Raw genomic sequence first — 25,219 nt, forward strand, 5'->3', positions numbered from 1 at the left:
CAGGACAGCAAGCCATCTTTCTCTAGGCGTCATATAGTCCTCCATGATACCCACATGCACCTAGTTATTTACTACCAGACATATTTACAAGCTCTTCCAAATTATCTTTAAGTTTCTCGAAGGCTGTCACTATGTCATCCATGTCTTCTCTCGATCCTAAAAGGACGTATTGTGGAAACCACAGCCCCTCATAATAGCAGGCTTTTTCAGCTGCGGGTGCTTTAACGCTGGAATAATCTATTTGTTTGCCGTAGTGTGGGCAGGAGAACGGGCATCTCCTAAAGTACTCTATGTAAGGCTCTTTATATAGCGGCTTTGAGTAGCCGACGCTTGCAGGTATGCCTTCAGCCTGTAGAGCTCTAGCAATCGCAGCCTTGGATAATCCACCAAACGCCTCTGGATCAACCCTGAATATGTAGAGGTGGTAGGCGTGCCTAGTTACGCGTTCATCATTTTTAAGCGGTTTTACGCCGTCTATCTTAGAGAGCTTGCTATCCAGATATTGGGCGTTCTCCATTCTCCTCTCAGTTTGCTCATCAAGCCTCTCCATCTGAACTAAAAGTACAGCTGCCTGGAACTCGGTCATCCGGTAGTTTGCCCCCGGAAGATAATGCTCATACCACGCTTTTTCCGGCATTCTACCGCAGTTATGCAGAGACCAAGCTTTAACATACAGTTCTTCATTGTTGGTGACTATTATGCCGCCTTCACCGCTAGTGATGTTCTTACTGGACTGGAAGCTGAAGGCTCCAATATCGCCTATCGCTCCAACCCTTCTACCCTTCCATTCAGCGCCCCAAGCTTGGCACGCGTCCTCAATTATATGCAGCCCGTTCTTTTCAGCTATGGAGAGAAGCGCGTCCATGTCTGCTGGTCTACCGCCAATATGTACTGGCAGTATGGCTTTAGTTTTATCAGATATCAGCGATTCAATGCTTTTCGGATCAATAGTGTATGTTTCAGGATCTATGTCTGCGAAGATTGGGATGGCGTTCACGTAGAAAACCGCTATGGCCGTAGCCATAAACGTGTATGAGGGAACTATAACCTCGTCGCCGCAACCTATCCCAAGAGATCTGAGCGAGATTTCTAAGGCTGTTGTACCGCTGGTTACGGCAACGCCGTATTTAGCGTGCTGATATCTCGCAAATTTCTCTTCAAACTCCTTCTTTTTTGAGCCGCCTATTCCCCATAAACCGCTGTTTAAGACGTCTAGTAGGGCTTTAGCCTCCCTATCATCGAAAACGGGCCATTTTGGGAAAGGCTTGTCTCTAATCGGTTTTCCACCGGCTATAGCGAGCTTAGCCAACTCCTTTCCCTCCACTCAATACTTATCTACTGTCCAAGGGCGAATAAAACGGTTACCATCATGTTTTTGGAGGCGAAAAGCAAAATAATTGATGCCGCTTCTATGTTACATGTGATCTAAAATGGTTAAAGATATTGTTGAAGCCCTTAAAAAATATAGGATTATTGACTTGTCTATTGAGATCCAGCCAAATGTCTTGAAGGTTAACGGTGAATATATTCGCGGTAATCAGATCAGAAGATTTAACCTACAACAGTTCATAAACGCTGAGGATGGAACCTACATGAATTTCATCGAGGCTGAATCTCACTTAGGTACCCACGTTGAAGGCCCGCTGCACTTAAAGGATGGGCTTAAGTCGCTTACGGATCTGCCGTTGGATAAGTTTATGGGTGAAGCGCTTGTCCTCAAGTTTGAGGCCAATAAGCCGATAAAACCAGAGCATCTCGACAGGGTTAGGGATGAGGATATAGTGCTCATGTGGAGCCCTGGAGGAGCCTATATAACGCCTGAAGCCGCCGAATACCTTGTTAAAAAGCGTATAAAAATGCTTGGTGTTCAGGGTGTTCATCCAGATGATCCGAGGGCCTATCAACCCGGCTCAGGAGTTAAACCAGCGACGCATATGCTTCTGTTAGAAAATGATATACCGATAATTGAGGGGTTAATAAACCTAGATAAAATTGAATGTGAGCGGATCTTCTTCATAGGGCTACCATTAAAGATCGCCCACCTAGATTCGTCTTGGATAAGGGCTGTAGCGTTTGAGCCAAAGAGTTAAATCAAGGATATTATGTTAGCGGCATGAGAGGGATATACATTTGATAGTAACCTGCGCAGGAATATTGGTTGCCGATATAATAGCTGCGGATTTGCCCAAAATCTCAGCTCCCGGCGAGTTAACTTTTACGCCTAAAGGTATTGAGGTTCATTTAGGCGGCCACTGCGGAAACGTTTCTATAGATTTGAGAAAGCTTGGTTTGAAGGCTGGCGACGTAAGTTCGATAGGCGCCGTTGGCCACGACATTTTTGGCGATTTCATTGAGGGTGAGCTTAAAAGGCATGGTGTGATAACCCATCTTCAAAGGGTTCCAAACGTCGGTACGTCAAAGGATTTAATCCTTGTAGTTAAAGGCGAGGACAGGAGATATCACGCTGATAGTGGAGCCAACTTATTCTTAGACCCTGAATTCGTCCTCTCAATATTGAGTGAGGAGCGGCCGCTAATATTTTATGCTGGTGGAGTCGGCCTCACGGGTAGCTTTGATGATCAGCTACCGGAGGTACTGAGGAAAGCTAAAGATTTGGGCGCCTTAACTTTCGTTGATCCAGTTACACCATACATGCGTGAGTGGAGCTTTCTGATCCCGGCGATTAAGTGGACCGATATATTTCACTGCAATGCCCACGAGGCTGAGCAGATAACTGGAAGAAAGAACCTCTATGAGGCTTGCGAATCCCTAATCAATATGGGAACCAACATGGCTATTATAAGCATGGGAGATAGAGGGCTTATCGCGAGAACTAGAGAGAATATCTTCGAGCTACCAGCCTTTAAGGTTCCAGCAGTTGATCCTACAGGGGCGGGCGACGCCCTCTGCGCCGGCGTGATAAGCGGGCTTGTGGAAAAGTGCGGCCACGGGAGATGCGATGTGGCGAACTTATCGGTTAACGATATTATAGATATTCTTATGGTTGGTGAAGCCGCTGGAGCCGCATGCGTAACGATGGTTGGGACAACGACCGCTGTAACAAAAGAGAATGTTAAAAGAATTCTTGATGAGCAGGGCGCATATTTGAGGCGTAACGTTAAAGTTTCTTCGGCCAAAAAGTAAATGTCGATATCAGCATGGGTGAAGAGAAGCCCCTAGTAGAATCCTATTGCATTAGAGTCCCTAAAAGTTTGGGGGAGAAAGCTATAAGCGCAGTGGCTAGGCTCGGCCTCCTAAATAAGGATTTGAAGGTGCTTAAGGTTGAAGCGTATTTGCTTGTGCCGCTTAGAGAGAAGCCTTCAGAGGGGCAGGCCGCTAATATACGCGGGGAAATCGGGGAATTCGAGGTTTTAATCTCAAGCTTTCCGAAACGCGAGAAGCAGATTAAAAGTTTAATTGATTTCTTAGAGAATAGGCTGCCGCCGCATCTTTTAGCGAGCCTTCCAAGATCAATAGATTTCGTAGGCGACGTGGCTATCTTAGAGATTCCTGATGAGCTTGAAGGCTATAAGAATCTGGTTGGGGAAGCTGTTTTAAAGATGTTTAAGCGCGTGAGATCCGTTCTCGCCAAGTCCAGCGCGGTTAAGGGGGATTACCGTGTCAGGGAATATGAGCTTATGGCTGGTTCAGCGAACACCGAGACAGTGCATAAGGAGCATGGATGCAGATATTTTCTCGATCCAAGAAAAGTTTACTTTTCGCCTAGACTATCCTACGAGCATTATAGGGTTGCATCCCAAGTTGCTGAGGGCGAAACCGTCGTGGATATGTTTGCTGGAGTCGGCCCATTCTCTATACTGATAGCGAAAATTCGAGAAAATGTGACGGTTTATTCAATCGACATAAACCCGGACGCTGTGGAATACTTGAAAAGAAACATTTACGCGAACAATGTTCATGGAAAAGTTATTCCGTTTCTCGGCGATGCGAGAGAGATCATTAAGAGCAGGCTGCGCGGGGTAGCGGACCGAGTTATAATGAACCTTCCAGAGAAAGCGATAGAGTATGTTGACGCAGCGTGCACGGCGCTTAAATCTTCGGGCGGCTTCATCCATTATTATGAGATTGCCGGCGGATCAGACGCCATGGAGCGCGTGAAGAGAAGGCTTATTGAGGCGATAGAAAGATCCGGAAGAAGCGTGGAGGCGCTGCTCTCGGAGAGAATCGTGAAAGAAGTTGCGCCATACAGGTGGCACATAGCTGTAGATGTAAAAGTAAAATAGAAAAACGCACAATTTTATAATAGCGCGGTATTGGTTGACGCAAATAAATGCGAATTAAAGTTTTCACCGACGAGTCCTTATGTAGAAAATGCGGCTTTTGTAGAACGGTCAATAGATGCGTTAACCCTCGCTGTGTGGGTTGCCTGTCATGTTATTTTGCATGTCCCTACGAGGCAAAGAAGATTATTAAGGATGAGAACGGAGACAGGCGGATCATTAGGATAATGGTTGACGGCGTCCAATATGATGTTTCAGAGGACATAACTGTTAAAGAGGCTTTGAGACTAATTGGATACGAGGTCGGAGTCTACCCCGATGAGGGGCGCATTCAAGCGCCATGTGGATTGGGCGGCTGCTGGGCATGCATGGTTATGGCTGATGGAAAACCAGTTAGATCATGTATAACAGGCGTAAAAGACGGCATGACCATTGAAACAAACGCTGGTTCGATGCCCCCGTTAAGGATAATTCATGGTCCTAAGCCGCATTCTGTTGGCGGTAAGGCGACCCCGTGGACTGAGGGGAAGGGGACAAGATACATTGAGGTTGCTATATGGGCGGCTGGCTGCAATCTTAGGTGTCGGAGCTGCCAGAATTACAGCGTAACATACGATAATTCTTCGGAGCCTTTGACGCCTAGAGAAGCCGCTATAAGATTAACCTACTATAGGAGGCTTTATGGCGTTAATGGTTTAGCGATTAGCGGTGGAGAACCCACATTAAATAAACGTTGGCTCATAGAATATTTCGCGGAGCTTAGAAGACTTAACCCGGACAAGAAGGCTAGGTTGCACCTTGACAGCAATGGCACTCTGCTAACGCCTCCATACATCGACGATCTTGTCGAGGCTGGAGCAAACAATATTGGTGTTGAGCCGAAGGGCATTCGCTTAGAGACCTTTATGAACATAAGTGGCATAGAAGACAGAGCGCTTGCCGAGCGATATTTAAAGACCAGCTGGGAGGCCCTAAAATACCTTATAGACAATTATAAGGATAGAGTTTACATCGGGGTCGGCATACCCTATAACCCGGCTTTCATGGGGTTTGATGAGCTTTTTGAAATTGGCGAGAAGATATTTTCTATGGATTCATCTGTCCAAGTATGCGTATTAGATTATTTTCCGACATTTAGGAGGAGGGATATGAGAAGGCCTAGTTATAGGGAGATGTTAAAGGTTAAGGATATACTGAATGGCGTGGGATTGAAATGCGTGATCGTTCAAACAGCGACAGGTCATGTGGGGCCATGATTACTTTAAAACCGCTATCATCTACCCAGCCATAGGATCTTTAATATTAGGATTCGTAGTGAGTGGACATGGATAACCTGGTGAACATTGCTGAAAAACTCATGTGGGAATTCGCCTATCAGACGGGGCTTATATCAGATCTGAAACCTAGGCGCTATCTATGGACCGATTCGTTCGCCGTATGTAATCTCATTGAGCTTCACTATCGGAAAAAGGATGAGAAGTTTATGCGGATGGCGCTTAAACTTGTTGATCAAGTACACTTTGTGCTTGGAAGACACCGTGAAGGTGACTCTAAATCCGGCTGGATAAGCGGCTTAAGCGATGATGAGGGATGGAGGCATCCAACTGTAGGCGGCTTAAGGATAGGTAAACCTCTGCCGGAGCGAAAGCCGGATGAGCCGTTCGACGAAGTCTTGGAGTGGGAGCGTGACGGGCAATACTACCATTACCTAACAAAGTGGATGCATACGCTTAATGTCGTCGGCAAAGCCACGGGATGTTCCAACTATTATGTGTGGGCTGTTGAGCTCGCTAAAAGGGCGCATAGAGCGTTCGTCTATGAGGCGGCTGATGGGCGAAAACGCATCTACTGGAAGATGAGCGTAGATCTGTCATGGCCACTGGTTTCCTCTATGGGTCAGCTTGACCCGCTCGACGGGCTTATCACCTACATGGAGCTGCAAGCATCGGCAGGCAACTCGGTGGCGCCGAACCTCATCGAGGAGATTAGAGATATGGAGAACATATGCAGCGAGATGGTTTGGGTAACTGATGACCCGCTTGGCATTGGCGAGCTACTTATATGCTCCTATAGACTTGCTGACTTGATTGCCAACGGGCATTCTAACCATCTAGATCTTTTAATAAACATTTTAAACGATTCCTTATTAAGCCTGGAACTATATCTAGCCGGCAGATCAATGAAGCTGCCAGCTAACATGCGGCTAGCTTTCCGAGAGCTCGGCTTATCTATTGGTCTTAAAGCCGCCGTTAAACTCAGGGAACTGGTGGGAAGCAGCCAAAGGCTCTCCGAAAACATCGGTCTCGCCTCGGCCACAAGAGATTTATCAAGCTATGTCTGGCTAGCTGACAGGATAGATGATTTCTGGCTTAATCCAAAAAACAGGGAAAACCAAACATGGTTAGAACACAAAGATATTAACGTGGTTATGTTGGCAACGAGCCTAATCCCAGACGCTTTTCTAGGATTGGTTGGAGATAAGCGAAAGCAGTCTTCTTTAACTGAATAGGCTAGGCGAGGCGCTAAAACACCATTAGCAGCCTGAAAAATAATTTTGAAAAAATAGTGGGGCCAGCATGGTCAGGTGGTAGTTTCGCTATATGAAGTCTCTAGTCTGAGTTAAACCTCGCTCTTTAATCCGCTTATCATCTCTAAGTATTGCTTAAGTTTGCCGAATATTTCATTTGCCTTTATCTCTTCGGCGCTCTCCGGTAGCATAACCTGATATTTTCCCTGCCCAATGTCTCTGAGAATGAAGTATTTTTTGCCAAATTCAAAATAGATGAAGTCTCTGCCGATCTCGATATCCCATTTCTTTGTTTCTTCCGACATACGGGTTCACAAAACTACTAAATATTAGCCATTATTAAAGATTATTTTTCTTAAGACATGTTTTACAGTTTTCCAGAACTATTTTAAGCGCTCTAATATAGTTGTGTTCTCTCAGCTCTTCCAGTACCCTATCCACACCAGCTTTTTGAAGCCCCTCAACAATTCCTCTTACATTTCTAATGCTCCGGCTTATAGCCTTAGCGGGGTCAACTCTAGAAGGATAAACGTCCATGAAAATCCATTCGCTGTATCCCACTTTAATCATCCAAGCCAATGATTCAATAAAATGCCAAAAGTTAATGGACGCCGGGATTAAATCCCAGTCCCAGTCTCTAAAATTATCGTTTAAATGCACGCTGAATAGTCGTTCTTCTTGAGCCGCTAAACATATTGCTTCAGCCGGATTTTCTCCGGCTAAAAGCGAGTGCCCAATATCTACAGTAACGCCTAGGTTTTCAGCCCCCACTTTCTCGCAAACCCAGAGGGCTCTGCCGATATCAGATATATAGATGTTCGCCCTAGGCTCCCTCCTCTTATACTCTAGAGATATCCTTACGTCGGATCGATATGAGCAAACCTCTTTCAGGCAGTTTATCAGCCAGCGCCAAGCTTTAGAGTAATCCTCCTGAAAAAGATAGTCATATCCGTCTCCCATTGGACACAAATTTACGAGTGAAACCCCCATTTTCTTAGAAGCATCCATGCAATCCTTAATGTGCTCTACGGCGAGCTCCCTTACTTTATGATTAGGAGAAGCTATCGAGCCAGTTAACCATTGCCGGTCTCTACTTAAATCAACCGTGAAATGCGAGAAGCCAACCCCATATTTTTCCAGCAGATTTTTCAGCGGGGCTACATCCATTGAGAGGTAGTAAGTTACGCTAACCCCATCCAAACCCTCTATTTCTGACGCTACTTTAACCATTTCCTCTAGGCTAAGCCTTTCCCCATACTCGCAGAAGCGGTCTCTATGTAAGCCAAAGGCCCCTAAGGGAACAGAATACTTATACATCAAGCCGACCACCAAAAGTTCTATTAAAGGTTACCGACAATTAATCTTTAATGAAGATGAAGTTTTAATGGTGCCACGTATGGGTAAAAGAGCGCGTATAGCCACAATCTGCCAAGCAAATAATTTCTACAGCACCATTAAAGGGAATCTTAAGCATGTTATGAATCTGCTGGAGATAGCGCTTAAAAATCAAGCGGATTTAGTATGTTTACCGGAGGCTTTCGCATCAGCATCCGTTAACAAACCCATTAAGGAGATCGCTGAGCATCCGCCTGGACTGATCACTGAAAGTGTCAGTAAAAAAGCGAGGGAATACGGCTCCTATGTGATCTGCCCCCTATACACGAAGAGGGATGGAAAAATATGGAACTCTGCGGTTATCATAGATAGGTCGGGAGAAATCTGCGGGATCTACGATAAGGCGCATCCAGTCACATCGTCAAGCGATTACACAGTGTTTGAGGATGGCGTGATGCCCGGCAGAGAGGTTCCAGTATTTGACTTAGATTTTGGGCGGATTGGCATACAGATATGTTTTGACATAGGTTTCCCTGAAATCTGGGAGGAATTGGCGAGAAAGAACGCTAAAATGGTTGTTTGGTGCTCCGCTTATAACGGAGGTTTTGCTCTGCAGGTTTACGCTTACCTCCACCATTATTATGTTATATCTTCCGTTAGAACCGATAAATCCAAGATAATAGATCCTTTGGGAAACATCCTCGATGAAACAGACGCATTGAAAAACATTGTAATGCGTGACATAAACCTAGACTACGTGGTTTCACATTATGACTTCAATTACAGCATACCGGACAAACTGATGACACTGTATCCAAACCGCGTGGAGGTACGCTCAAAAAGAGACGACGCATTATTCCTCGTAGAGCCGATAGATCCAAACATATCGACCGAGCAGCTTAAGAAAGAGTTTGGCTTCGAATCAGCTTGGGAGTACTATCAGAGGCACAGAGCGGCTTACGCATATATTCATCAGGGTAAAAGCCCTCCACCACAGAGCGCAGCTCATGGAGATCGCCCCCAATACTCAAAGGTGGCAAATGATTTTTCTCCCGCACCATAGCAAAGCGATTAAACCTAGGTTTTCACCTTCTTTTCTGTTTTTCTTCATACTAAAAAGGTATTTTAGGTATACGGCACTATATTCTTATTCAAATCGGCGGGTGAATCTTTAGATGAATTCAAGAGAGCGCGTGCTGGCCGCTATAAACCATGAGATTCCCGATAGAATCCCAACGGATATATGGGCCACCCCTGAAGTTTGGAGTAATCTCAAAGCGTATTTTGGTGAAAACGTCGATATTATGGAAGCCTTACATATAGATGGCATAATGTGGATGTCGCCTAAATATATAGGTCCAAAATTATCTGTGGATGAAGGGTGGAAGATTGATTATTGGGGTATACGATATAAATTGGTTAACTATGGGCTGGGAGCATACGAGGAGCCTGTTGGCCCACCCCTAGCATACGCAAAGACTATAAGGGATTTAGAAGCATATCGGTGGCCTAAGGTTGACTGGTTCGACTTCTCAGAGATGCGGGAAGAAGCTAAAAGGGTTCGCCGGGAAAGAGTTGTTGGGGCAGGCTACGTGGCAGTATTCTTTCAGCATTGCCTTCTGAGGGGTTTCAAAAACGCTCTACTTGACCCAATTTTGAGACCTGAATTCACTAGGCGTCTATTAGATCTAATATCTGATTTCCTTTATGAACTGCATCTCCGCATGTTTGAAGCATGTGATGGACTTATAGATGTAACCCAGGTAACAGATGACTTCGGCACCCAGAATGGCCCCATGATAAGCCTGAAGGTTTTCCGCGACTTCTATCGGCCACACATGAAAAAATTTATAGATTTAGCCCACAGCTTCGGGATAAAAGTTTTTCATCATGATGATGGAGCAATACGAATATTTGTACCGGACTTGGTGGAGATGGGCATAGACATATTAAACCCGGTGCAATGGACATGTCCAGGAATGAATCTTGAAGAATTGAAGACGGAGTTCGGCAAACACCTATGTTTCCACGGCGGAATGGATAATCAACGCATACTATCCTTCGCAACGCCAGAGCAGGTTAGAGCCGAGGTTAGAAGGTGCATAGATACATTGGCGTCGGATGGAACAGGATATATTTTGGCACCATGCCACAATATACAGCCAGTATCGCCGATAGAAAATATAATAGCAATGTACGATGAAGCATACAGATACGGTTCGAAATATTCTGAGAAAAGATTGATTTGAACCCGCATATGAAATGAAAATTGGAAAAATTGGCGCCCGGCCGAACCCCAAAACCCTAGTTCTGGTACCCTTCATCTTATGGGTATTTTCCTCATAGATTGGGGGTGGAAAGTTTAAATTATAGGTAAGACTTTTTCATACTTGGTGGTTAAACTTGGAAATTAGGAGGAGAATGGGTCGGAAGGGGCAGCTTGTCATCCCAAAGATTATTAGGGAGTTTCTGGGGGTGGGTCCTGGAGACGAAGTAATTATGGAGGTTAGGGGCAAGGAGGTTCTGATTAAGCCGAAGATAGATCCCGTAAAATTTGTTGAGGATTTCTGCTCGAGTGAAGGAAAGAAGTTGACTGAGAAAATAGATTTGGAAAGGATTCTTGAGGGGGAGGTTGAAGAGAGACTTGTATTACGTTGATTCAAACGTCTTCATATATTCAGTAATCTATGATGAAGTGTTTGTGCCGGAAGCGAGGAAATGTAGAGAATTCCTCCTGAAAATTGCTCTCGGCGAGATTGAAGCACACACATCGCTTATCACGTGGGACGAAGTCACATGGATAGTTAAGAAGATTATGGGAGAAGAGTTATCAGTGGAGTATGGCAGGAAATTTCTTAGGTTTCCAAACCTAAGGTTTCTCGGAGTTAAAAGGACGACAATTTTAAAGGCTCAGGATTTCATGGAGAAGTATAGGCTTAAACCCAGAGACGCAATACACGCGGCCACTGCACTTGAAAACAAGATAAACATAATAGTAAGCTACGATAGGGACTTTGACAGCCTTATCGAAGTAAAAAGAACCGAGCCATAAATGCTACCTTGCTAGACGAGACTCCTAGAAAGATTCGGACCAGTAAAAATGGCCTTGCTGTCATCGTAACGCTTACAAATACCGTCCCACTTTAAGAGGCAGGGCTACGAGACATTATTTCCCAAGGGCGGGATTCGTGTCAGGAATGACATGGTTGATAGTGAGGTTTATGAGCGCGGGATCAGAGTTGCTGTCGAGTTGAAGAGCGACAACAACGACATGCTACACGGACTAGTTGCACCCTCTAGGTCGAAGTCTATGGCGCGCAGCAGAGCTGGAAGACGGCTCGCAACCTTACTCAGCCTAGCAGTCAAGAGCCCAAGGCTAGCCAAGTGATCCAAGAAGTGGAGGGCAACCTCGCCGTTATGCCCGAAGCCAGCGATTACCCGCCTGTACCGCTCAAGTCTCTCCTCATAATCATAGATTTCATTCTTCACACTAAACTCATTATTCCCAAATTTAAAAGAAGTGTAAGGGATTTGAACCCGGAGAACTGGCGCCCTGGCCGGGATTTGAACCCGGGTCGGGCGGGCGACAGCCGCCTATACTAGACCGGACTATACTACCAGGGCTTTAACCAATATTTTCTGGTTTAAGTGTATTAATAAACGTTACGCTCGCAATCTCGGTGATGAGATTTATATATTGAGAAAGCGTTTTTCATTTTGGAGGTATGCTGGAATGGTTAATGTCAGCGTTAAATGGCTTGGGCACGCCAGCTTTCAAATAACTGCTGATGGAAAGAACATTTATATCGACCCCTACGAGGGGAACTACGTTGATAAAGCGGATATTGTTCTCGTGACCCACTCTCACTATGATCATTGCGATACATCTAAGATTGAAAAAATACGGAAAAATGGAACCGTAATCGTTTCGCCACCAGACTGCGCAACAAAGATAAGAGGAAATGTTAGGGTTCTTAAGCCCGGGGAGAGCACGACGGTCGGCGATATAGTGATCGAAGCCGTCCACGCATATAACGTGAGGCGCTTTAGATCGCCTGGGGTACCGTTCCATCCGAAAGGTTTTGGTCTCGGCTACCTAATAAAAATAGGTGATAAAATCATCTATCATGCGGGAGACACTGATTTTATTCCAGAGATGAGGGAGCTCAAAAATAGGGGTATAACTCTTGCTCTGCTTCCAAGCGGCGGCACATACACCATGGATAATCCTGAGGCAGCTGAGGCAGCCATAGCCATAAGCCCCGAAATAGTTATCCCGATGCATAGATGGGATACAAGCCCGGAGGAATTCAAGAGGAGGGTTGAATCCACCTCAAATATTAAGGTTGTCTTACTTAAACCCGGGGAAAAATACAATCTCTAGACCCGCTAAAATAGATGGCGCATTTTTAAATGGGTTGATTAATCGGCTTAAAGTTAAAAAGTTAGAGGTAAATATCGTTTAGCTTGATGGATATCGTGAGATTTTATAGCGAGAAAACTGGGAAATTTTATAGGCTTGTTGAAACGGATACTTGGCCTTATCTTGAGATATCTGGGATACGGATGCATAGAGCTGATGAGGTTGATCCTAAAACTGATGCTATATTAAAGATTAAGGCTCTAGGTAAGATTTACGGCTCCATTCTAGACTGCTGCACCGGCCTAGGTTACACGGCCATCTTAGCGGCTCAAAAGAGAAGCGTTAGGGAAGTTATAACCATCGAGAAAGATGAAAATGTTATATTTATCGCTAAGCAGAACCCATTCTCGAAGGCTCTTTTCGAGAACGGTAAGATTAAACTTATAGTCGGCGATGTTTTTGAGGAGATAAAGAATTTTAATAATGAGTATTTTAACTTTATAATTCATGACCCGCCTAGGATAAATGTTGCTCCAGAACTCTATTCACTGGAGTTTTATAAGCAGCTTTTCAGGGTTCTAAAGGGGAATGGAAGGATGCTGCATTATGTTGGAAGACCGGGCATAAGGCAGGGTAAAAGATACTTGAAGGGTATAATGGAGCGTTTAAGACTAGCGGGTTTCACGAGAATAAGGATGGTTGATTATGCTTTGAGCTTGGTAATTGAGAAATAGAAAATGTTTTCTCTCAGTAGCATTTTTATCCCACCATTGCTTAACCTATAAGAAGGTTTCCTCAAATGAACGTTCTTGTTTTAGGGCCAGCTGGATCTGGTAAAAGCCTATTTGTCAAAAACTTTTCAGCGTATTTGGCTAGCGAGGGCTATAGAGTCAGAACAATAAATCTAGATCCGGGGGTTTTAAATCCCGGATATAGCCCGGATTTTGATGTGAGATCAGTGTTCACTGTCGAGAGCATAATGCGCGAGATGAATTTAGGGCCTAATGGAGCCATACTTGAAAGCATGGAAAGGTTAACGAGAATTAAGCTGCCGAAATTTAAGGATACGGATTACGTGTTGATTGACACACCTGGACAACTGGAGCCGTTCCTATTCAGGGAGACTGGAAGGATTATAGCTAGCGGTTTTGAAGATAGATGTTGTCTTTTTCTCGGTGATCTTTCAGCGCTGAAAAGAAACCTTGTAAGCTTTTACCTCTATGCTCTAACGGTTTATTATACTCTTGAGACCGAGACCATAGCTATCTTGAATAAGGTGGATCTTCTCAACGAGAAGGAAATAGAAGAGATCAAAGATATCCTCAGAAACCCAAACAGCCTCCTCACTAAAAAGCCAACAAACCTTAGAGAGGAAATGGATATGGAGCTGCTGAAATCTCTAAGAGCCTTCTTTCCACCCAAAAGAGTCCCACTAGTATCCGCTAGGACGGGAACAGGTTTCGAAGAAATCCTAACTATTCTACATGAGGTTAAATGCGCGTGTGGGGACTTAACATAATCTTTATTTTATTTATGCTGGAAAATGATATTTTGGGTGAATAATATTGAAGAAGCTGGGCGTGGGTTTTATAGGCTCAGGTTTTGTAGCCAGGTTTCACGCGTTGTCTTGGACTGGTATAAGGGATGCGGAGATAACAGCCATTTACAATATAAGGGAGGAAAGCGCCCGTAAACTATCGAACCTTGTTGAAACGCTGGGTGTCGGTAAACCAAAAGTTTACACAGATTTAAGGAGCATGCTTTCAGACCCTTCGGTTAACGCTGTTTGGATACTTAACCCGAATTTCATGAGACTCGAAGTTGTAAAGGCTATTGTGGAAGAGGTAACGCAGGGGAAAGCGAATATTGCCGGCGTGTGTTGTGAGAAGCCGCTTGCGAGAAACGTTGATGAAGCCGAAGAAATGGTTAAACTCGTTGAGAAAGCAGGCCTTCTTCATGGTTACTTGGAGGATCAGGTTTTTGCTCCCTCTGTCATCCGCGCAAAAGAAACTATATGGAAATATGGCGCCAAATATTCTGGCAGACCGTATCTGGCTAGGGCGGCTGAAGAGCATGGTGGGCCGCATTCAGCTTGGTTCTGGAACCCTCAGCTGTCTGGTGGCGGGGTACTATTAGACATGACTTGCCACAGCTTAGAGGCCAGTCGATATCTGCTTATGAATCCAGACAAACCTAAAGAGGCGCTTAAACCCATAACCGTTCAATCGGTTATAGCATCCCTTAAATGGACTAAGGAACCCTATGTTTCTACGCTCAAAAGGAACTTTAATGTTAACTACGAGAAGACCCCTGCCGAGGACTATGCCCTAACGCTTATAGTTTATGAGGATGAGGACGGCGGCTTAGTTCTCTCAGAGGCCAGAACCTCATGGAGCTTTGTTGGCCCCGGCTTAAGGTTAACGTTTGAGGTTCTTGGGCCAGAATACTCTGTAACTATAAACAGTTTGCAGCAGGAGCTTAACGTGTTTTTAAGCAGAAATGTTAAGATACCGCCAACTGAGGAGTTCGTTGAGAAGCAGGCGGCGGAGCAGGGTTTAATGCCAATAATACCGAACGAGGCGATAACCTATGGCTATCAAGATGAAAATCGGCATATGGTTGAATGCTTCTTGAAGGGCAAGCTGCCTGAGGAGAATTGGAGAGATGGGCTTTTAGTAACGCAGCTTATGATGGCAGCCTACATGTCGGCTGAAAAAGGCAGAAAAATAAAGTTTAACCCTGAAGTCTTAAAAGGGTATAGGCCAAAAGTATGTTTGGGCGAGTGGAATCCTAAATCCATCGCTGAAACCGAGTAAGAAACAATGGCGGCAACATGGCGAAACAGACACAAATTTTTCAATTTTTTGAAAATCGTTAAATAGATCTTAGCTAAAAATAGCTAATCTATGATATCTATTGAAGAGATAGCTGCAGCATCCATGTTGCTCATATGGGTAATCTTTGTGGTTATGGTTTTAACCAAAAAACTTTATAATTTTATGATTGGGAGGGGTTTTGAAACAAACGTGGCCGTTTACTATAATAGGAAAGTGATACATATATTAACTGGAGGATTATGCGCCTCACTCATACCGCTAATATTTAGGTCCTTTATCCTCCCGTTAATTATGAGCCTTCTCCTCGCAGCCTTCCTATTTTCCTATCATAGGAAGAGGCAATTAATGTATTGGTTTCAAACAAGCGACAATTCATATGAAGTTTCCTTCTGTATTATGTGGGGATTAATTATATCTTTAGGCTGGATATTGACCGGCGGCGACTTCCGCATCGGTGTACTGCCAGTTATCTTCATGTCGGTCGGAGACGCAATAACGGGCATTGTGAGAAACGCGATTTACAGGAGAAGAACCAAATCTTGGTGGGGTAACCTTGCAATGGCATCATTCTCGATAAGCGTGGGCGCAATAGTTGGGCTCGCAGGAATAATTGCCGGAGCCGCGGCCTCGCTAGTTGAACACTTTGAATTTAAGCCAATAGACGACAATGTGCTTGTGCCAGCGACATCCTTCTTAATCCTTCTGTTGGCTAGGATACTTGCACCCTGGTCCCTTGCGTTGTAAACGTGAAAAATTGCTAAAATGTTAGATTTTATCAGCTGGTTTTAAACTGAGGATAGAATAAAGATAAAGTTATATTTATCAATTGTAATTTAGACATAATTCCTGCAGATGAGTGAACTTTGGAGGTAGTCATACTTGCTTATTGAGGTGCGCTGGCATGGTAGGGGTGGACAGGGAGTAGTTACCGTGAGCCGACTCCTAGCTCAAGCAGCCCTATTAGATGGAAAATACGTTCAAGCTTTCCCAGAGTTTGGGCCGGAAAGAAGGGGTGCTCCTGTAACCGGGTATACAAGGATATCTGATGAACCTATATCTCTGCATAGCCAAATATATAATCCGAACATCGTTGTCGTCGTCGACCCTACGCTTATCGGCAGGGTTAATGTTACTGCTGGACTCGCCCCGAAAGGGTTTGTTGTAGCTAACTCTGAGAGAAAACCGGGGGAGCTTAAGGAGATCTTAGGTATTAAGGATGCTGGAGTTTACGCTGTTAATGCGACAAGAATAGCTCTGGAGATTCTCGGAAGACCAATATATAACACAGCCATGCTTGGAGCGCTTCTGAAGGCGGCTCCCTTAACCACAATGAATTCGCTATTAAAAGTCATATCTGAGAGGTTTCCCGGAGCCGTTGGCGAAAAAAACATAGCGGTTATAAAGAGGGCTTATGAGGAGGCGGTAGGAGTTGAGTGAAAAGAAGCTTGGATGGAAGTCTCTCTCGATCGGCGGATATCTGCTTGAACCCGGTTCCGCCATGAAATATAAAACTGGCGACTGGAGAGCCTTTAAGCCAGTTATAGACCAGAAAAAATGCATAAACTGCCTTCTATGCTGGATTTACTGTCCAGACTCTGCGATAATTAGGCTTGAAAAATATGTTGAAGTAAACTACGATTACTGTAAAGGCTGCGGCATCTGCGCAAATGAGTGCCCAGTAAAATGTATAACCATGGTTGAGGAGGAGAGGTGATAATTAGATGGGTAAGGTGACGGGGTTAACTGGCAACGAGGCAATAGCTTACGCCGTTAAACAGTGCAACGTTGATGTTGTGGCAGCCTACCCAATTACGCCACAGACCATAATGGTTGAAGTGATAAGCGAATACGTTTACAACGGCGAAATCGACGCGGAATACGTGTGCGTTGAATCAGAGCACTCCGCCCTATCCGCGTGCATCGGTGCAAGCCTAACTGGCGCAAGAGTTTTCACGGCAACAGCGAGCCAAGGCTTAGCCCTAATGCACGAGATTCTTTATGTTGCTTCTGGCTTAAGGTGCCCTATAGTTATGGGCGTCGCAAACAGGGCGCTTTCAGCGCCGCTTAATATTCATGGCGACCACTCTGATATGATGGGGTCTAGAGACTGCGGTTGGATACAGATATATGCTGAGAGCCCTCAGGAGGCGTATGACTGGATTATTCAGGCGTTTAAGATAGCAGAGGATCACAGGGTGCTGCTTCCAGTAAGTGTAAATATTGACGGGTTCATACTTTCCCATTCGATGGAGAGGGTTGAGATTCTAGAGGATGGAGATGTCTCCAAATTTCTTCCACCTAGGAAACCATTTATAACTATTGATCCAACTAAGCCAATAACTGTTGGGGCGCTATGCCTTCCAGACTACTATTTCGAAGTAAAGTTCCAGCAAATACAAGCCTTAAAAGAATCTTTTAATGTTATACGTGAAGTTAACGCGGAGTATGAGACTTTAGCTGAAAGAAAGTATGGTTTCCTAGAAACTTATGCTATGGACGATGCTGAAGCCGCGATAATATGTCTTGGAAGCACGGCTGGAACAGCTAAAGCCGTTGCAATGGATCTTAGAAGCAAAGGGAAAAAGGTTGGCGTAATAAAGCCGTGGGTTTACAGGCCGTTTCCGGAAGAAGAGTTAATTAAGGCTGTTGGAGACGTTAAGGCCATAGCTGTCCTCGATAGAGCGTGCAGTTTCGGCGCGCCTTTCAACGCACTGTGCAGCGATATTATAGCGACGCTTTATCGCCATGGGAAAGATTTAAGGGTCTTCAACTGCCTATATGGTTTGGGTGGAAGGGACATTACGCCAAACGATTTAAAAATCATTTTTGAAGAGGCGCTCGAGGTTGCCAAGACTGGGAAAGTAAAAGAATATGTAAAGTATGTGGGGGTGAGGGAGTAGAATGGTTAGGCTTCAGGATTTGCCCGTTGAGGAATTGTTCACGTCCGGCCACAGGCTGTGTGCCGGATGCGGTGCCGGAACAGTGATGAGGATGACTATGAAGGCTCTTCGCGGACCAACGGTTGTGGTGAACGCTACTGGCTGCGTTGAGGTTGCATCAACAATATATCCGTACACCTCTTGGAAGGTTTCATGGGTTCATATCGCTTTCGAGAACGCTGCCGCAGTTGCCTCGGGGATTGAGGCGGCTTACAAGGTTTTAAGGCGGAAAGGTTTATGGGATAAGTATGTCGATGTCATCGCTATAGCCGGCGACGGCGGAACATTTGATATCGGTATTCAAGCGCTTTCAGGCGCACTTGAGAGGGGACATGACTTCCTATACATATGCTATGATAATGAGGCTTACATGAACACGGGGATACAGCGCTCCGGCGCAACCCCTCATGGCGCAGCTACAACTACAAGCCCAGCTGGCAGAAAGATTCCGGGTAAGCCGGAATTCAAGAAGGATTTGATTGGAATATGTGTGGCCCATGGAATTGAGTACGCGGCAACGGCTTCTCCAGCCTACTGGAACGATTACATAACGAAGGTTCGGAAAGCCTTGGAGGTTGATGGCCCGGCGGTCATACATGTCTTCGCTCCGTGTCCAACAGGTATGAGGTTTGACCCATCTAAAAGCATTGAGGTCGCTAGGTTAGCTGTCCAAACCCGGTATTGGCCAGTATATGAGGTTGAGAGAGGCAAGTATAAACTTAACATTAAGGTTCCGCAGCCGAAGCCGCTGTTAGAGTTCCTGAAAATGCAGGGGAGATTCACGCATTTATTCCAGCCGGAAGCCCAGCGTGAGCTTGAGGCGCTGCAAATGTGGGTTGAAGAGAACTGGAAGAGAATAGCGACGCTTTGCGGTGAAAAAACTTAAACATCTATTAGTGTCCTTTAACTATCCCCTTTTATGAAAACCACTTTTCTTTATGCATTTCCAAGCCAAGTCTTTTATGGGGTCTTTTCGGCTTAGCAAATCGTAAGCGGTTTTCTCAGCCTTATCCATGACCTCATTTTCATCCACGCTTATCACGCGCCTTTCATCCATAACTACTTTTCCGTCAATGATGACGGTACTGACGTCGCTTCCACGCGCCGAATAGACAAGCGCCGCATAAACGTCGTGTAGCGGAGCTAAATGAGGCTTACTGAAGTCTATCAATATTATGTCGGCTCTCCTGCCGACCTCAATTGAACCGATCAAGTCGCCTAGACATAGGGCCTTAGCACCATCCCTTGTAGCCATCTCAACAACCTTTCTAGCCGGCAGAACACGCGGGTCTCCGTACCTAGATTTCTGAAGTAACGCAGCGATCTTCATGGTGTCAAACATATCTAGAATGTTGTTGCTGGCAGGCCCATCAGTTCCAAGCCCAACAGTTACCCCGGCATCCAAAAGGTCTTTAATTCTAGGCGCCCCTGAAGACAGCTTCATGTTGGATACTGGATTGTAAACGGCTTTAACATCATGTTTAGCCATAAGCATAATGTCTGCATCTGAGAGATGGATGCAGTGAGCCGCCAACAAGTTGGGTCTGAGGAGACCTAGCTCACTTAACAGTTCAACCTCGCTTTTGCCGAAAGTCTCCCTTATCTTGGCGGACTCGCTCTCCGATTCCGCTAGATGTATATGTATGCCAATATTAAGGGCGCTCGCTTTCTCGCCAACCTGCCTAAGTAATTTTGGGCTGCAGGAATATAATGCATGAGGCCCAAGCATAACAAATATCCTACTATTTGCGCTTCGATCATATTTTCTAGCGATCCTCACGGCTTCTTTGAGAAGGATTTCACCGAGCAGTCCACCCCCAGCATCGATTATTCCAGGCGATAGGACGCATCTCATTCCAGTCTCCTCAACGGCTTTTGCAACCATATCCTCATGGAAGTACATGTCTGAAAAACAAGTTGTTCCACTCTTAATCATTTCAACACAGCTGAGGAGCGAACCATAGTAGATGTCTTCAGGCTTAAGCCTTGATTCAAGCGGCCATATGGTTTCCCTCAACCAAGAATTTAGATCCTTGTCTTCCGCAACCCCCCTGAAAAGCGACATCGCTGCATGGGTGTGGCAGTTAATTAGGCCGGGCATAGCGATCTTTTTGCTTCCATCGAGGAAAACATCGGCCTCGAATGTCGGGGCCTCAGATGTCTTTCCAACATAGGTTATCAAGCCATCTTTTATGGCGATTAGCCCCTGCTTTATTAAATCCGCTGTTCTATTCATCGTCACTATCATGCAATTACGTATAACTATATCAGCCCTCATATGGAAATGCACCTTACAAACAAATTTTATGTATCTTTGAGGCATAATATCTGGCTTTAGGTTTAGGTAAGGCATCCCCCACTCAGCCGAAAAGCGAGGTTTCCTAAATTCTTAAATACTCCAAAAATACGTAAAATATATAGGGCTGTGAGGGGTCAAGATATACATAATGGTGGATATTTGCTCGATATGCGGGCTTCCAAAAGATATATGTGTTTGTGGAGAGATCCATAAAGAGCAGCAGAAGATTAAGATCCGGCTGGAAACAAGGAAATTTCGGAAAGCAATGACGTTGATTGAGGGCTTAGACAGCAAAGACATAGATCTTAGCCGTTTAGCGCAAAAAATGAAAACTCACTGCGCATGTGGCGGCACAGCTAAGAATGGGCAAATAATGCTGCAGGGAGATCAGAGGGAGAAGGTTTATCAGCTGCTAATTCAGATGGGTTATCCGAAAGAGAATATTGAAGTGCAGTAAATTATGGAGAAAATTAGAGCCCTCAACAGAATACTTTATAGCATTGGGCTACACCCTCCGCGCGCCGGAAATAGGATTCTAGTCTGCCCTAGATGCGGGAGCAAAAACATAAAGCTATCCAGTAGGTTTGATGCTTGGCTGATGCCTAAAAGATATGTTTGCGAAGACTGCGGCTACATTGGGCCGATAGTTTTGGAAATCGATGTAGAAGAGCAGCAATGAAGAAGGATCTCTAGAACTAGTCAGGTATCTCTAAATGTAGCTGCTTCTTTAAAGTCTTATAGCGATTTCTAACCGTGACTTCGGTTACGCCAGCGGCGTCAGCTATCTCCTTCTGAGTCTTTTTCTCCCCAGATAAGTAGGCTGCGATATAGATCGCTGCCGCAGCCAAACCTATAGGGTCTTTACCGGCTGAAATATGCTTTCTTTTCGCTTCGTTCAGTATTTTCAGTGCTGTTGTTTGCACATGGCCTGAAACGCTGGCTTTTTCAGCTATCTTCGGTATGTATATGGTTGGGTCAGCTATCGGCATTGCTAAGTTAAGCTCACGTAGAAGTAGCCTATAGCATCTGGCAACATCTTTTCTTCCAACTAGGCTAGCCTCAGATATCTCCCTAAGGTTTCTTGGTGTGCCAGTTAATCTGCATGCAGCATAGAGGGAGGCTGCCGCTATAGCCGCTATTGATCTGCCTCTGACCAGCCCTTGATCTAGAGCTTTGCGATATATTACAGCGGCTTTCTCTTTGACTGAAGATGGGATAGCGAGTTTATCTGATAGCCTATCGATTTCAGTCATAGCTTGAGCTAGATTCCTATCAATTGATGAGTGAACCCTTGACCTTATCTGCCACTTCCTTAACCGCCACATCTGCAGCCTAACGTTCAAAGGAAGTTTCCGACCTAATGCGTCGCGATTAATCTTATCGATCGCGGTGGATAATCCCTTATCATGAACCGAGAAGGACGTTGGTATGCCAACTCGGCTACGGCTCTCCTTCTCCTCTTGCGTGAAAGCCCTCCATTCAGGGCCTTTATCCATAATGGACTCCTGGATAACTAAACCGCAATTACTACAAATAATCTCGCCAGTGTCAGGGTCACTAATAAGATTAGTGCTACCGCATTCAGGACACTTATCTACCACAACCATCTGCACGGGTCTTACCTCAACATTTTCTTCCTCCATACCTCACCCTCCTATCCACCATATGAGGAAACCTAGCTTACACGGGAAACCTCACAAAAACGATTCCTCATAATGATCTCGGAATCGATTAGATCATCAGCCCGTAAAAACTTTTAAAGAGCAGTTTAACTATATAAGCCTTTTGTCCTTCAAAACATTTATTTAAGCCCGGATTCTATAATATTACTTTAACACTTCATGTAGAAAACATAGAAAATATTAAAAATCATCCATTTACATTCTTATAAATTTATCAATTTTCTCCCTGCCTCTTATTTCCGCTAATTTTAAGCCTAAAATCAGGCTGAAAGCGCTCCGCAGATTAACGTCGCTGAAACTGAATCCAATAAAAGATAAATAGTCGCTATAGAAATTTATTAGTTACAGAACTATTTTATGGGGTGGTTCAATGAGCGAAACTAACCTAATTTGGATTTACAGGGATTATCAACGCTGTAGCGGCTGCAGAAGATGCGAAGTAGTCTGCTCAATTAAGCATGAAGGGAAAATATGGCCTGAAGCGTCAAGAGTCAGGGTTTTCATGCTTATTCCGGGAATAGAGGTGCCTCATCTATGCTCCCAATGCCACGATTATCCGTGCGTTGAAGCTTGCCCAGTCGGAGCCTTATCGGCGAGCAAAGAGACCGGTGCTGTTCTAGTTGACAGGGAGAAATGTATTGCTTGTGGCCGATGCATCGACGCTTGCCCCGGCAAGATTCCATATATTCATCCAACTGATAATTACGCCGTTATATGCGACCTATGCGGTGGAGATCCGGAGTGCGTTAAAGCCTGCAGCGAGGGCGGCTGGAACGCGTTACAGCTCGTTAGGGGGTCTGCTGGCTATAACGCTAAACTATATGCGAGAACCCCGGAAGAGATAACTAGGGATTTAGCTAGAGTCATATATGGTGAGGAGATAGCGGAGGAGATTTGAGATGAAGGGGTACGCTGGCAAGTTTCTCGAAGTCGACCTCTCTTCAGGAAACATAAGGGAGACTAGGATCAGCGAAGATGTTCTCAGACAATATATAGGCGGAAGGGGGTTAGCGTCCAAAATCCTTTGGGATCGCCTCGGAAACAGATGGAGCGAGGTAGATCCATTAGGTCCAGAGAATATTCTTCTGGTGCTCACTGGTCCGCTCACCGGCTTCGCTCCAGGAGGCAGGATCTGCGTTTCAGGCAAATCGCCGCAGAGTAACGGTATAGTCGGCTCAACAGTTGGAGGCGAGTTTCCAATAGACCTTAGGTGCGCTGGCTACGATGGGATAATATTCACCGGTAAATCTGAGAAGCCAGTTTATCTACTGATTAAGGATTCAGATATCGAGTTGAAGGATGCAAGCCACGTTTGGGGCAAGGGCGCAAAGGAAACAGTGTTAACTTTAGTTAAGGAGGCCAGAAAAGAATTTGAGAGTAGATATCGTGGCCGCGGCCTCTTAAAGGAGTCGTCGATGCTGTATATCGGTCCCGCTGGTGAAAGGCTATGTAGAGCCGCGGCGGTTCTAGCTAAGTGGTCGCATGCAGCCGGATATGGCGGTTATGGAGCGGTTATGGGATCAAAGGGGCTTAAGGCGATTTTAGCTAAGGGGACAGGGCCTCTTCCAGAAGTGCATGACGCGGAGAAAACCATGGAGTGTATCAATAGGATCATTAAGGCTTCTCTCAGCGCGGAGTTCTTTAGGCGATGGGGCACTGGCTCCGGCGGCTACGCTGTCGGCGCAGAGACGAGCTCAGAGCCAATTATGAATTGGCAGGAAGAGTGGCATGACGAGAAGAGCTTCGGCGTCGACAAATTTGAGCCTTTCTGGGTTAAGAAGTTCTGGGGCGACTACGGTTGCGCCACAACATGCCTAAAGCTTGCTGTCATTAATTTTGGGCCGTTTAAAGGCTCTATAACCGATAACCCCGACTATGAGAATCAGGCTTATCTTGGCCCGAACCTTGGCATATTTAAGCCTGAGGGAAACATTTATTTGACGGCGCTTATAGATGAGCTGGGCTTCTGCGGGATCCAAGCTGGCAACCTGCTGGCCTTCGCCGCCGAGCTTTATCAGAGGGGCATATTAACTAGGGAAGATTTAGGGGGCATAGAGCTTAATTGGGGTGACGCTAAGGCGTTCTCAGACCTGCTGAAAATGATTATTGAGCGAAGAGGCATAGGAGATGTTCTCGCCGAGGGAACATATAGGGCTGCGTTGAAGATCAGTAAGATGAAGGGCGTGGACGTTACGAAATATGCTGTAACATCTAAGGGCATAGCCATAGGCGCACACGGCATAAGGAGCGAAAAAGATTATCCACACTACGTGTCTTATCCATGCTCAGTTCAGGGAGGAGACCACACTTCTGTCGCCTACATACCGCTGGACCATGGAAACAGCGAGCTTAATTCGATCCTATATGATTCGGGTGTCGTATGCTGGTTCAACTTCTTCAGCAAAGAGGCGCAAGAAGCATTATGGGGATTAATGGAGGCCGTCACAGGCTGGAAGATCACCCCGGATGAATGGTTTAACGTGATGTCCCGTAGGATACTGAATATCCAGAGGGCTGTGCTCCTTCTCGGAGGGCCGGATTTAAGGTGGGATCCGAGAATCCATGATGATGTCCCGCAGAGGTGGTATGAGCCGCTGAGTAGGGGTCCTTACAGCGGGAAAGCTGTGGATAAGACGAGAATAGAGGAGAGCGTGAAGGAGTACTATAGGGCTGCTGGATGGGATGAGAGAGGCATACCGACAACCGAGGAGCTTAAACGTTTAGGATTAGACGACGTGGATAAAAAGCTGGAGGAAATTAGGCGGGCGCTCAGCTAAATAACTATTTAAAACTCCTTTCTTTATCTTTTGTTTCATTTTTCACCAAAGAAAACCCCTCAACATTGTTTTTCTCGCGGAAACTTATGGATTCTACAAAACATTTATGTGAGGTTCTATCCATTATTAAGTCAATTAGTTACCCCTGGTGCAACATGATGAATATTTTGATTAAGACACGCTCCCGGAGAAAAACTCTTTCGCTTATCTCTCTCATGT

28 protein-coding genes and 1 tRNA gene are annotated in these 25,219 nt (G+C 45.3%); 22 read left to right on the plus strand and 7 right to left on the minus strand.

Annotated elements, in window-relative coordinates:
* Nucleotides 1–64: 64 nt before the first annotated feature.
* Entirely contained in the window at nt 65–1,309 is a 1,245-nt protein-coding gene (locus QXR61_04765; GenBank protein MEM3757256.1) for a DegT/DnrJ/EryC1/StrS family aminotransferase, read from the minus strand.
* A 121-nt stretch (nt 1,310–1,430) separates the two neighbouring features.
* Between QXR61_04765 and QXR61_04770 the strand changes: the two genes are divergently transcribed.
* The 5 genes from QXR61_04770 (at nt 1,431) to QXR61_04790 (ending at nt 6,750) form a co-directional block, all read left to right on the plus strand.
* The gene (locus QXR61_04770) at nt 1,431–2,090 is read left to right on the plus strand and encodes a cyclase family protein (protein MEM3757257.1); all 660 of its coding nucleotides are present in this window, start codon (nt 1,431–1,433) and stop codon (nt 2,088–2,090) included.
* A 40-nt stretch (nt 2,091–2,130) separates the two neighbouring features.
* Nucleotides 2,131–3,144, plus strand: a complete 1,014-nt coding sequence (locus tag QXR61_04775) for a carbohydrate kinase family protein (GenBank protein MEM3757258.1) — start codon at nt 2,131–2,133, stop codon at nt 3,142–3,144.
* A 14-nt stretch (nt 3,145–3,158) separates the two neighbouring features.
* Entirely contained in the window at nt 3,159–4,244 is a 1,086-nt protein-coding gene (locus QXR61_04780) for a class I SAM-dependent methyltransferase family protein (GenBank protein ID MEM3757259.1), read from the plus strand.
* 47 nt (nt 4,245–4,291) lie between these two features.
* The gene (locus QXR61_04785) at nt 4,292–5,497 is read left to right on the plus strand and encodes a radical SAM protein (protein MEM3757260.1); all 1,206 of its coding nucleotides are present in this window, start codon (nt 4,292–4,294) and stop codon (nt 5,495–5,497) included.
* A 68-nt stretch (nt 5,498–5,565) separates the two neighbouring features.
* Nucleotides 5,566–6,750 (plus strand): hypothetical protein, encoded by a 1,185-nt coding sequence (locus QXR61_04790; protein ID MEM3757261.1) that lies wholly within the window; start codon nt 5,566–5,568, stop codon nt 6,748–6,750.
* Nucleotides 6,751–6,860: 110 nt separating this feature from the next.
* Here the strand turns inward: QXR61_04790 and QXR61_04795 are convergent, their stop codons facing one another.
* Both QXR61_04795 and QXR61_04800 read right to left on the minus strand, forming a co-directional pair.
* Entirely contained in the window at nt 6,861–7,073 is a 213-nt protein-coding gene (locus tag QXR61_04795) for a hypothetical protein (protein ID MEM3757262.1), read from the minus strand.
* A gap of 34 nt (nt 7,074–7,107) precedes the next feature.
* Complete coding sequence (locus QXR61_04800) at nt 7,108–8,085, minus strand: sugar phosphate isomerase/epimerase (protein ID MEM3757263.1); 978 nt, start codon at nt 8,083–8,085, stop codon at nt 7,108–7,110.
* Nucleotides 8,086–8,164: 79 nt separating this feature from the next.
* Between QXR61_04800 and QXR61_04805 the strand changes: the two genes are divergently transcribed.
* The 4 genes from QXR61_04805 to QXR61_04820 all read left to right on the plus strand — a co-directional run bounded on the left by QXR61_04805 (nt 8,165) and on the right by QXR61_04820 (nt 11,155).
* Nucleotides 8,165–9,166 carry a carbon-nitrogen hydrolase family protein gene (locus QXR61_04805; GenBank protein ID MEM3757264.1) on the plus strand — a complete coding sequence of 334 codons (1,002 nt, stop codon included), beginning with the start codon at nt 8,165–8,167 and terminating at the stop codon, nt 9,164–9,166.
* A 112-nt stretch (nt 9,167–9,278) separates the two neighbouring features.
* Nucleotides 9,279–10,352 (plus strand): uroporphyrinogen decarboxylase family protein, encoded by a 1,074-nt coding sequence (locus QXR61_04810; protein MEM3757265.1) that lies wholly within the window; start codon nt 9,279–9,281, stop codon nt 10,350–10,352.
* 154 nt (nt 10,353–10,506) lie between these two features.
* Nucleotides 10,507–10,761: an AbrB/MazE/SpoVT family DNA-binding domain-containing protein gene (locus tag QXR61_04815; GenBank protein MEM3757266.1), complete on the plus strand. Its 255-nt coding sequence runs from the start codon at nt 10,507–10,509 to the stop codon at nt 10,759–10,761.
* Entirely contained in the window at nt 10,736–11,155 is a 420-nt protein-coding gene (locus tag QXR61_04820; protein MEM3757267.1) for a type II toxin-antitoxin system VapC family toxin, read from the plus strand. Before QXR61_04815 ends, QXR61_04820 begins: the two co-directional genes overlap by 26 nt.
* Before the next feature lie 167 nt (nt 11,156–11,322).
* Here QXR61_04820 and QXR61_04825 read toward each other — a convergent pair whose 3' ends face one another.
* Together QXR61_04825 and QXR61_04830 are read right to left on the minus strand one after the other, a co-directional pair.
* A complete protein-coding gene (locus tag QXR61_04825; protein ID MEM3757268.1) occupies nt 11,323–11,592 on the minus strand; it encodes a hypothetical protein in 270 nt (89 codons plus the stop codon).
* A 57-nt stretch (nt 11,593–11,649) separates the two neighbouring features.
* Nucleotides 11,650–11,727, minus strand: a tRNA-Asp gene (locus tag QXR61_04830).
* Between the two features lie 109 nt (nt 11,728–11,836).
* Here QXR61_04830 and QXR61_04835 point away from each other — a divergent pair.
* From QXR61_04835 to QXR61_04875, 9 genes are all read left to right on the plus strand, one after another.
* The gene (locus QXR61_04835; GenBank protein ID MEM3757269.1) at nt 11,837–12,487 is read left to right on the plus strand and encodes an MBL fold metallo-hydrolase; all 651 of its coding nucleotides are present in this window, start codon (nt 11,837–11,839) and stop codon (nt 12,485–12,487) included.
* A gap of 95 nt (nt 12,488–12,582) precedes the next feature.
* Nucleotides 12,583–13,200: a methyltransferase gene (locus tag QXR61_04840; protein MEM3757270.1), complete on the plus strand. Its 618-nt coding sequence runs from the start codon at nt 12,583–12,585 to the stop codon at nt 13,198–13,200.
* A gap of 65 nt (nt 13,201–13,265) precedes the next feature.
* A complete protein-coding gene (locus QXR61_04845; protein MEM3757271.1) occupies nt 13,266–13,985 on the plus strand; it encodes an ATP/GTP-binding protein in 720 nt (239 codons plus the stop codon).
* Nucleotides 13,986–14,031: 46 nt separating this feature from the next.
* A complete protein-coding gene (locus QXR61_04850) occupies nt 14,032–15,282 on the plus strand; it encodes a Gfo/Idh/MocA family oxidoreductase (protein ID MEM3757272.1) in 1,251 nt (416 codons plus the stop codon).
* A gap of 123 nt (nt 15,283–15,405) precedes the next feature.
* Nucleotides 15,406–16,047, plus strand: coding sequence for a dolichol kinase (locus tag QXR61_04855; protein MEM3757273.1), 642 nt, complete (start codon nt 15,406–15,408; stop codon nt 16,045–16,047).
* A 135-nt stretch (nt 16,048–16,182) separates the two neighbouring features.
* The gene (locus QXR61_04860; protein ID MEM3757274.1) at nt 16,183–16,740 is read left to right on the plus strand and encodes a 2-oxoacid:acceptor oxidoreductase family protein; all 558 of its coding nucleotides are present in this window, start codon (nt 16,183–16,185) and stop codon (nt 16,738–16,740) included.
* Complete coding sequence (porD, locus tag QXR61_04865) at nt 16,733–17,017, plus strand: pyruvate synthase subunit PorD (GenBank protein ID MEM3757275.1); 285 nt, start codon at nt 16,733–16,735, stop codon at nt 17,015–17,017. The genes QXR61_04860 and porD overlap by 8 nt, the downstream gene beginning before the upstream one ends.
* Nucleotides 17,018–17,024: 7 nt before the next feature.
* Entirely contained in the window at nt 17,025–18,203 is a 1,179-nt protein-coding gene (gene porA, locus QXR61_04870) for a pyruvate ferredoxin oxidoreductase (protein MEM3757276.1), read from the plus strand.
* Between the two features lies 1 nt (nt 18,204).
* The gene (locus tag QXR61_04875; GenBank protein ID MEM3757277.1) at nt 18,205–19,128 is read left to right on the plus strand and encodes a thiamine pyrophosphate-dependent enzyme; all 924 of its coding nucleotides are present in this window, start codon (nt 18,205–18,207) and stop codon (nt 19,126–19,128) included.
* Nucleotides 19,129–19,149: 21 nt separating this feature from the next.
* Here the strand turns inward: QXR61_04875 and QXR61_04880 are convergent, their stop codons facing one another.
* On the minus strand, nt 19,150–20,520 hold the full coding sequence (locus QXR61_04880; GenBank protein ID MEM3757278.1) for an amidohydrolase: 1,371 nt from the start codon (nt 20,518–20,520) through the stop codon (nt 19,150–19,152).
* A gap of 169 nt (nt 20,521–20,689) precedes the next feature.
* On the opposite strand from QXR61_04880, the gene QXR61_04885 reads away from it, so the two are divergent.
* Together QXR61_04885 and QXR61_04890 are read left to right on the plus strand one after the other, a co-directional pair.
* Nucleotides 20,690–20,998, plus strand: a complete 309-nt coding sequence (locus tag QXR61_04885; GenBank protein MEM3757279.1) for a translation initiation factor — start codon at nt 20,690–20,692, stop codon at nt 20,996–20,998.
* A gap of 3 nt (nt 20,999–21,001) precedes the next feature.
* Nucleotides 21,002–21,220, plus strand: coding sequence for a hypothetical protein (locus QXR61_04890; GenBank protein ID MEM3757280.1), 219 nt, complete (start codon nt 21,002–21,004; stop codon nt 21,218–21,220).
* Between the two features lie 16 nt (nt 21,221–21,236).
* Here the strand turns inward: QXR61_04890 and QXR61_04895 are convergent, their stop codons facing one another.
* A complete protein-coding gene (locus QXR61_04895) occupies nt 21,237–22,184 on the minus strand; it encodes a transcription initiation factor IIB (protein ID MEM3757281.1) in 948 nt (315 codons plus the stop codon).
* A gap of 409 nt (nt 22,185–22,593) precedes the next feature.
* Here QXR61_04895 and QXR61_04900 point away from each other — a divergent pair, with 409 nt between their 5' ends.
* Entirely contained in the window at nt 22,594–23,121 is a 528-nt protein-coding gene (locus QXR61_04900; protein MEM3757282.1) for a 4Fe-4S dicluster domain-containing protein, read from the plus strand.
* Nucleotide 23,122: 1 nt separating this feature from the next.
* Nucleotides 23,123–25,000 carry an aldehyde ferredoxin oxidoreductase C-terminal domain-containing protein gene (locus tag QXR61_04905; protein MEM3757283.1) on the plus strand — a complete coding sequence of 626 codons (1,878 nt, stop codon included), beginning with the start codon at nt 23,123–23,125 and terminating at the stop codon, nt 24,998–25,000.
* Nucleotides 25,001–25,219 lie beyond the last annotated feature (219 nt).

It is taken from the genome of Candidatus Bathyarchaeia archaeon (genome assembly GCA_038882715.1).
In the GTDB taxonomy this organism is placed as follows: Archaea; Thermoproteota; Bathyarchaeia; order Bathyarchaeales; family DTEX01; genus DTEX01.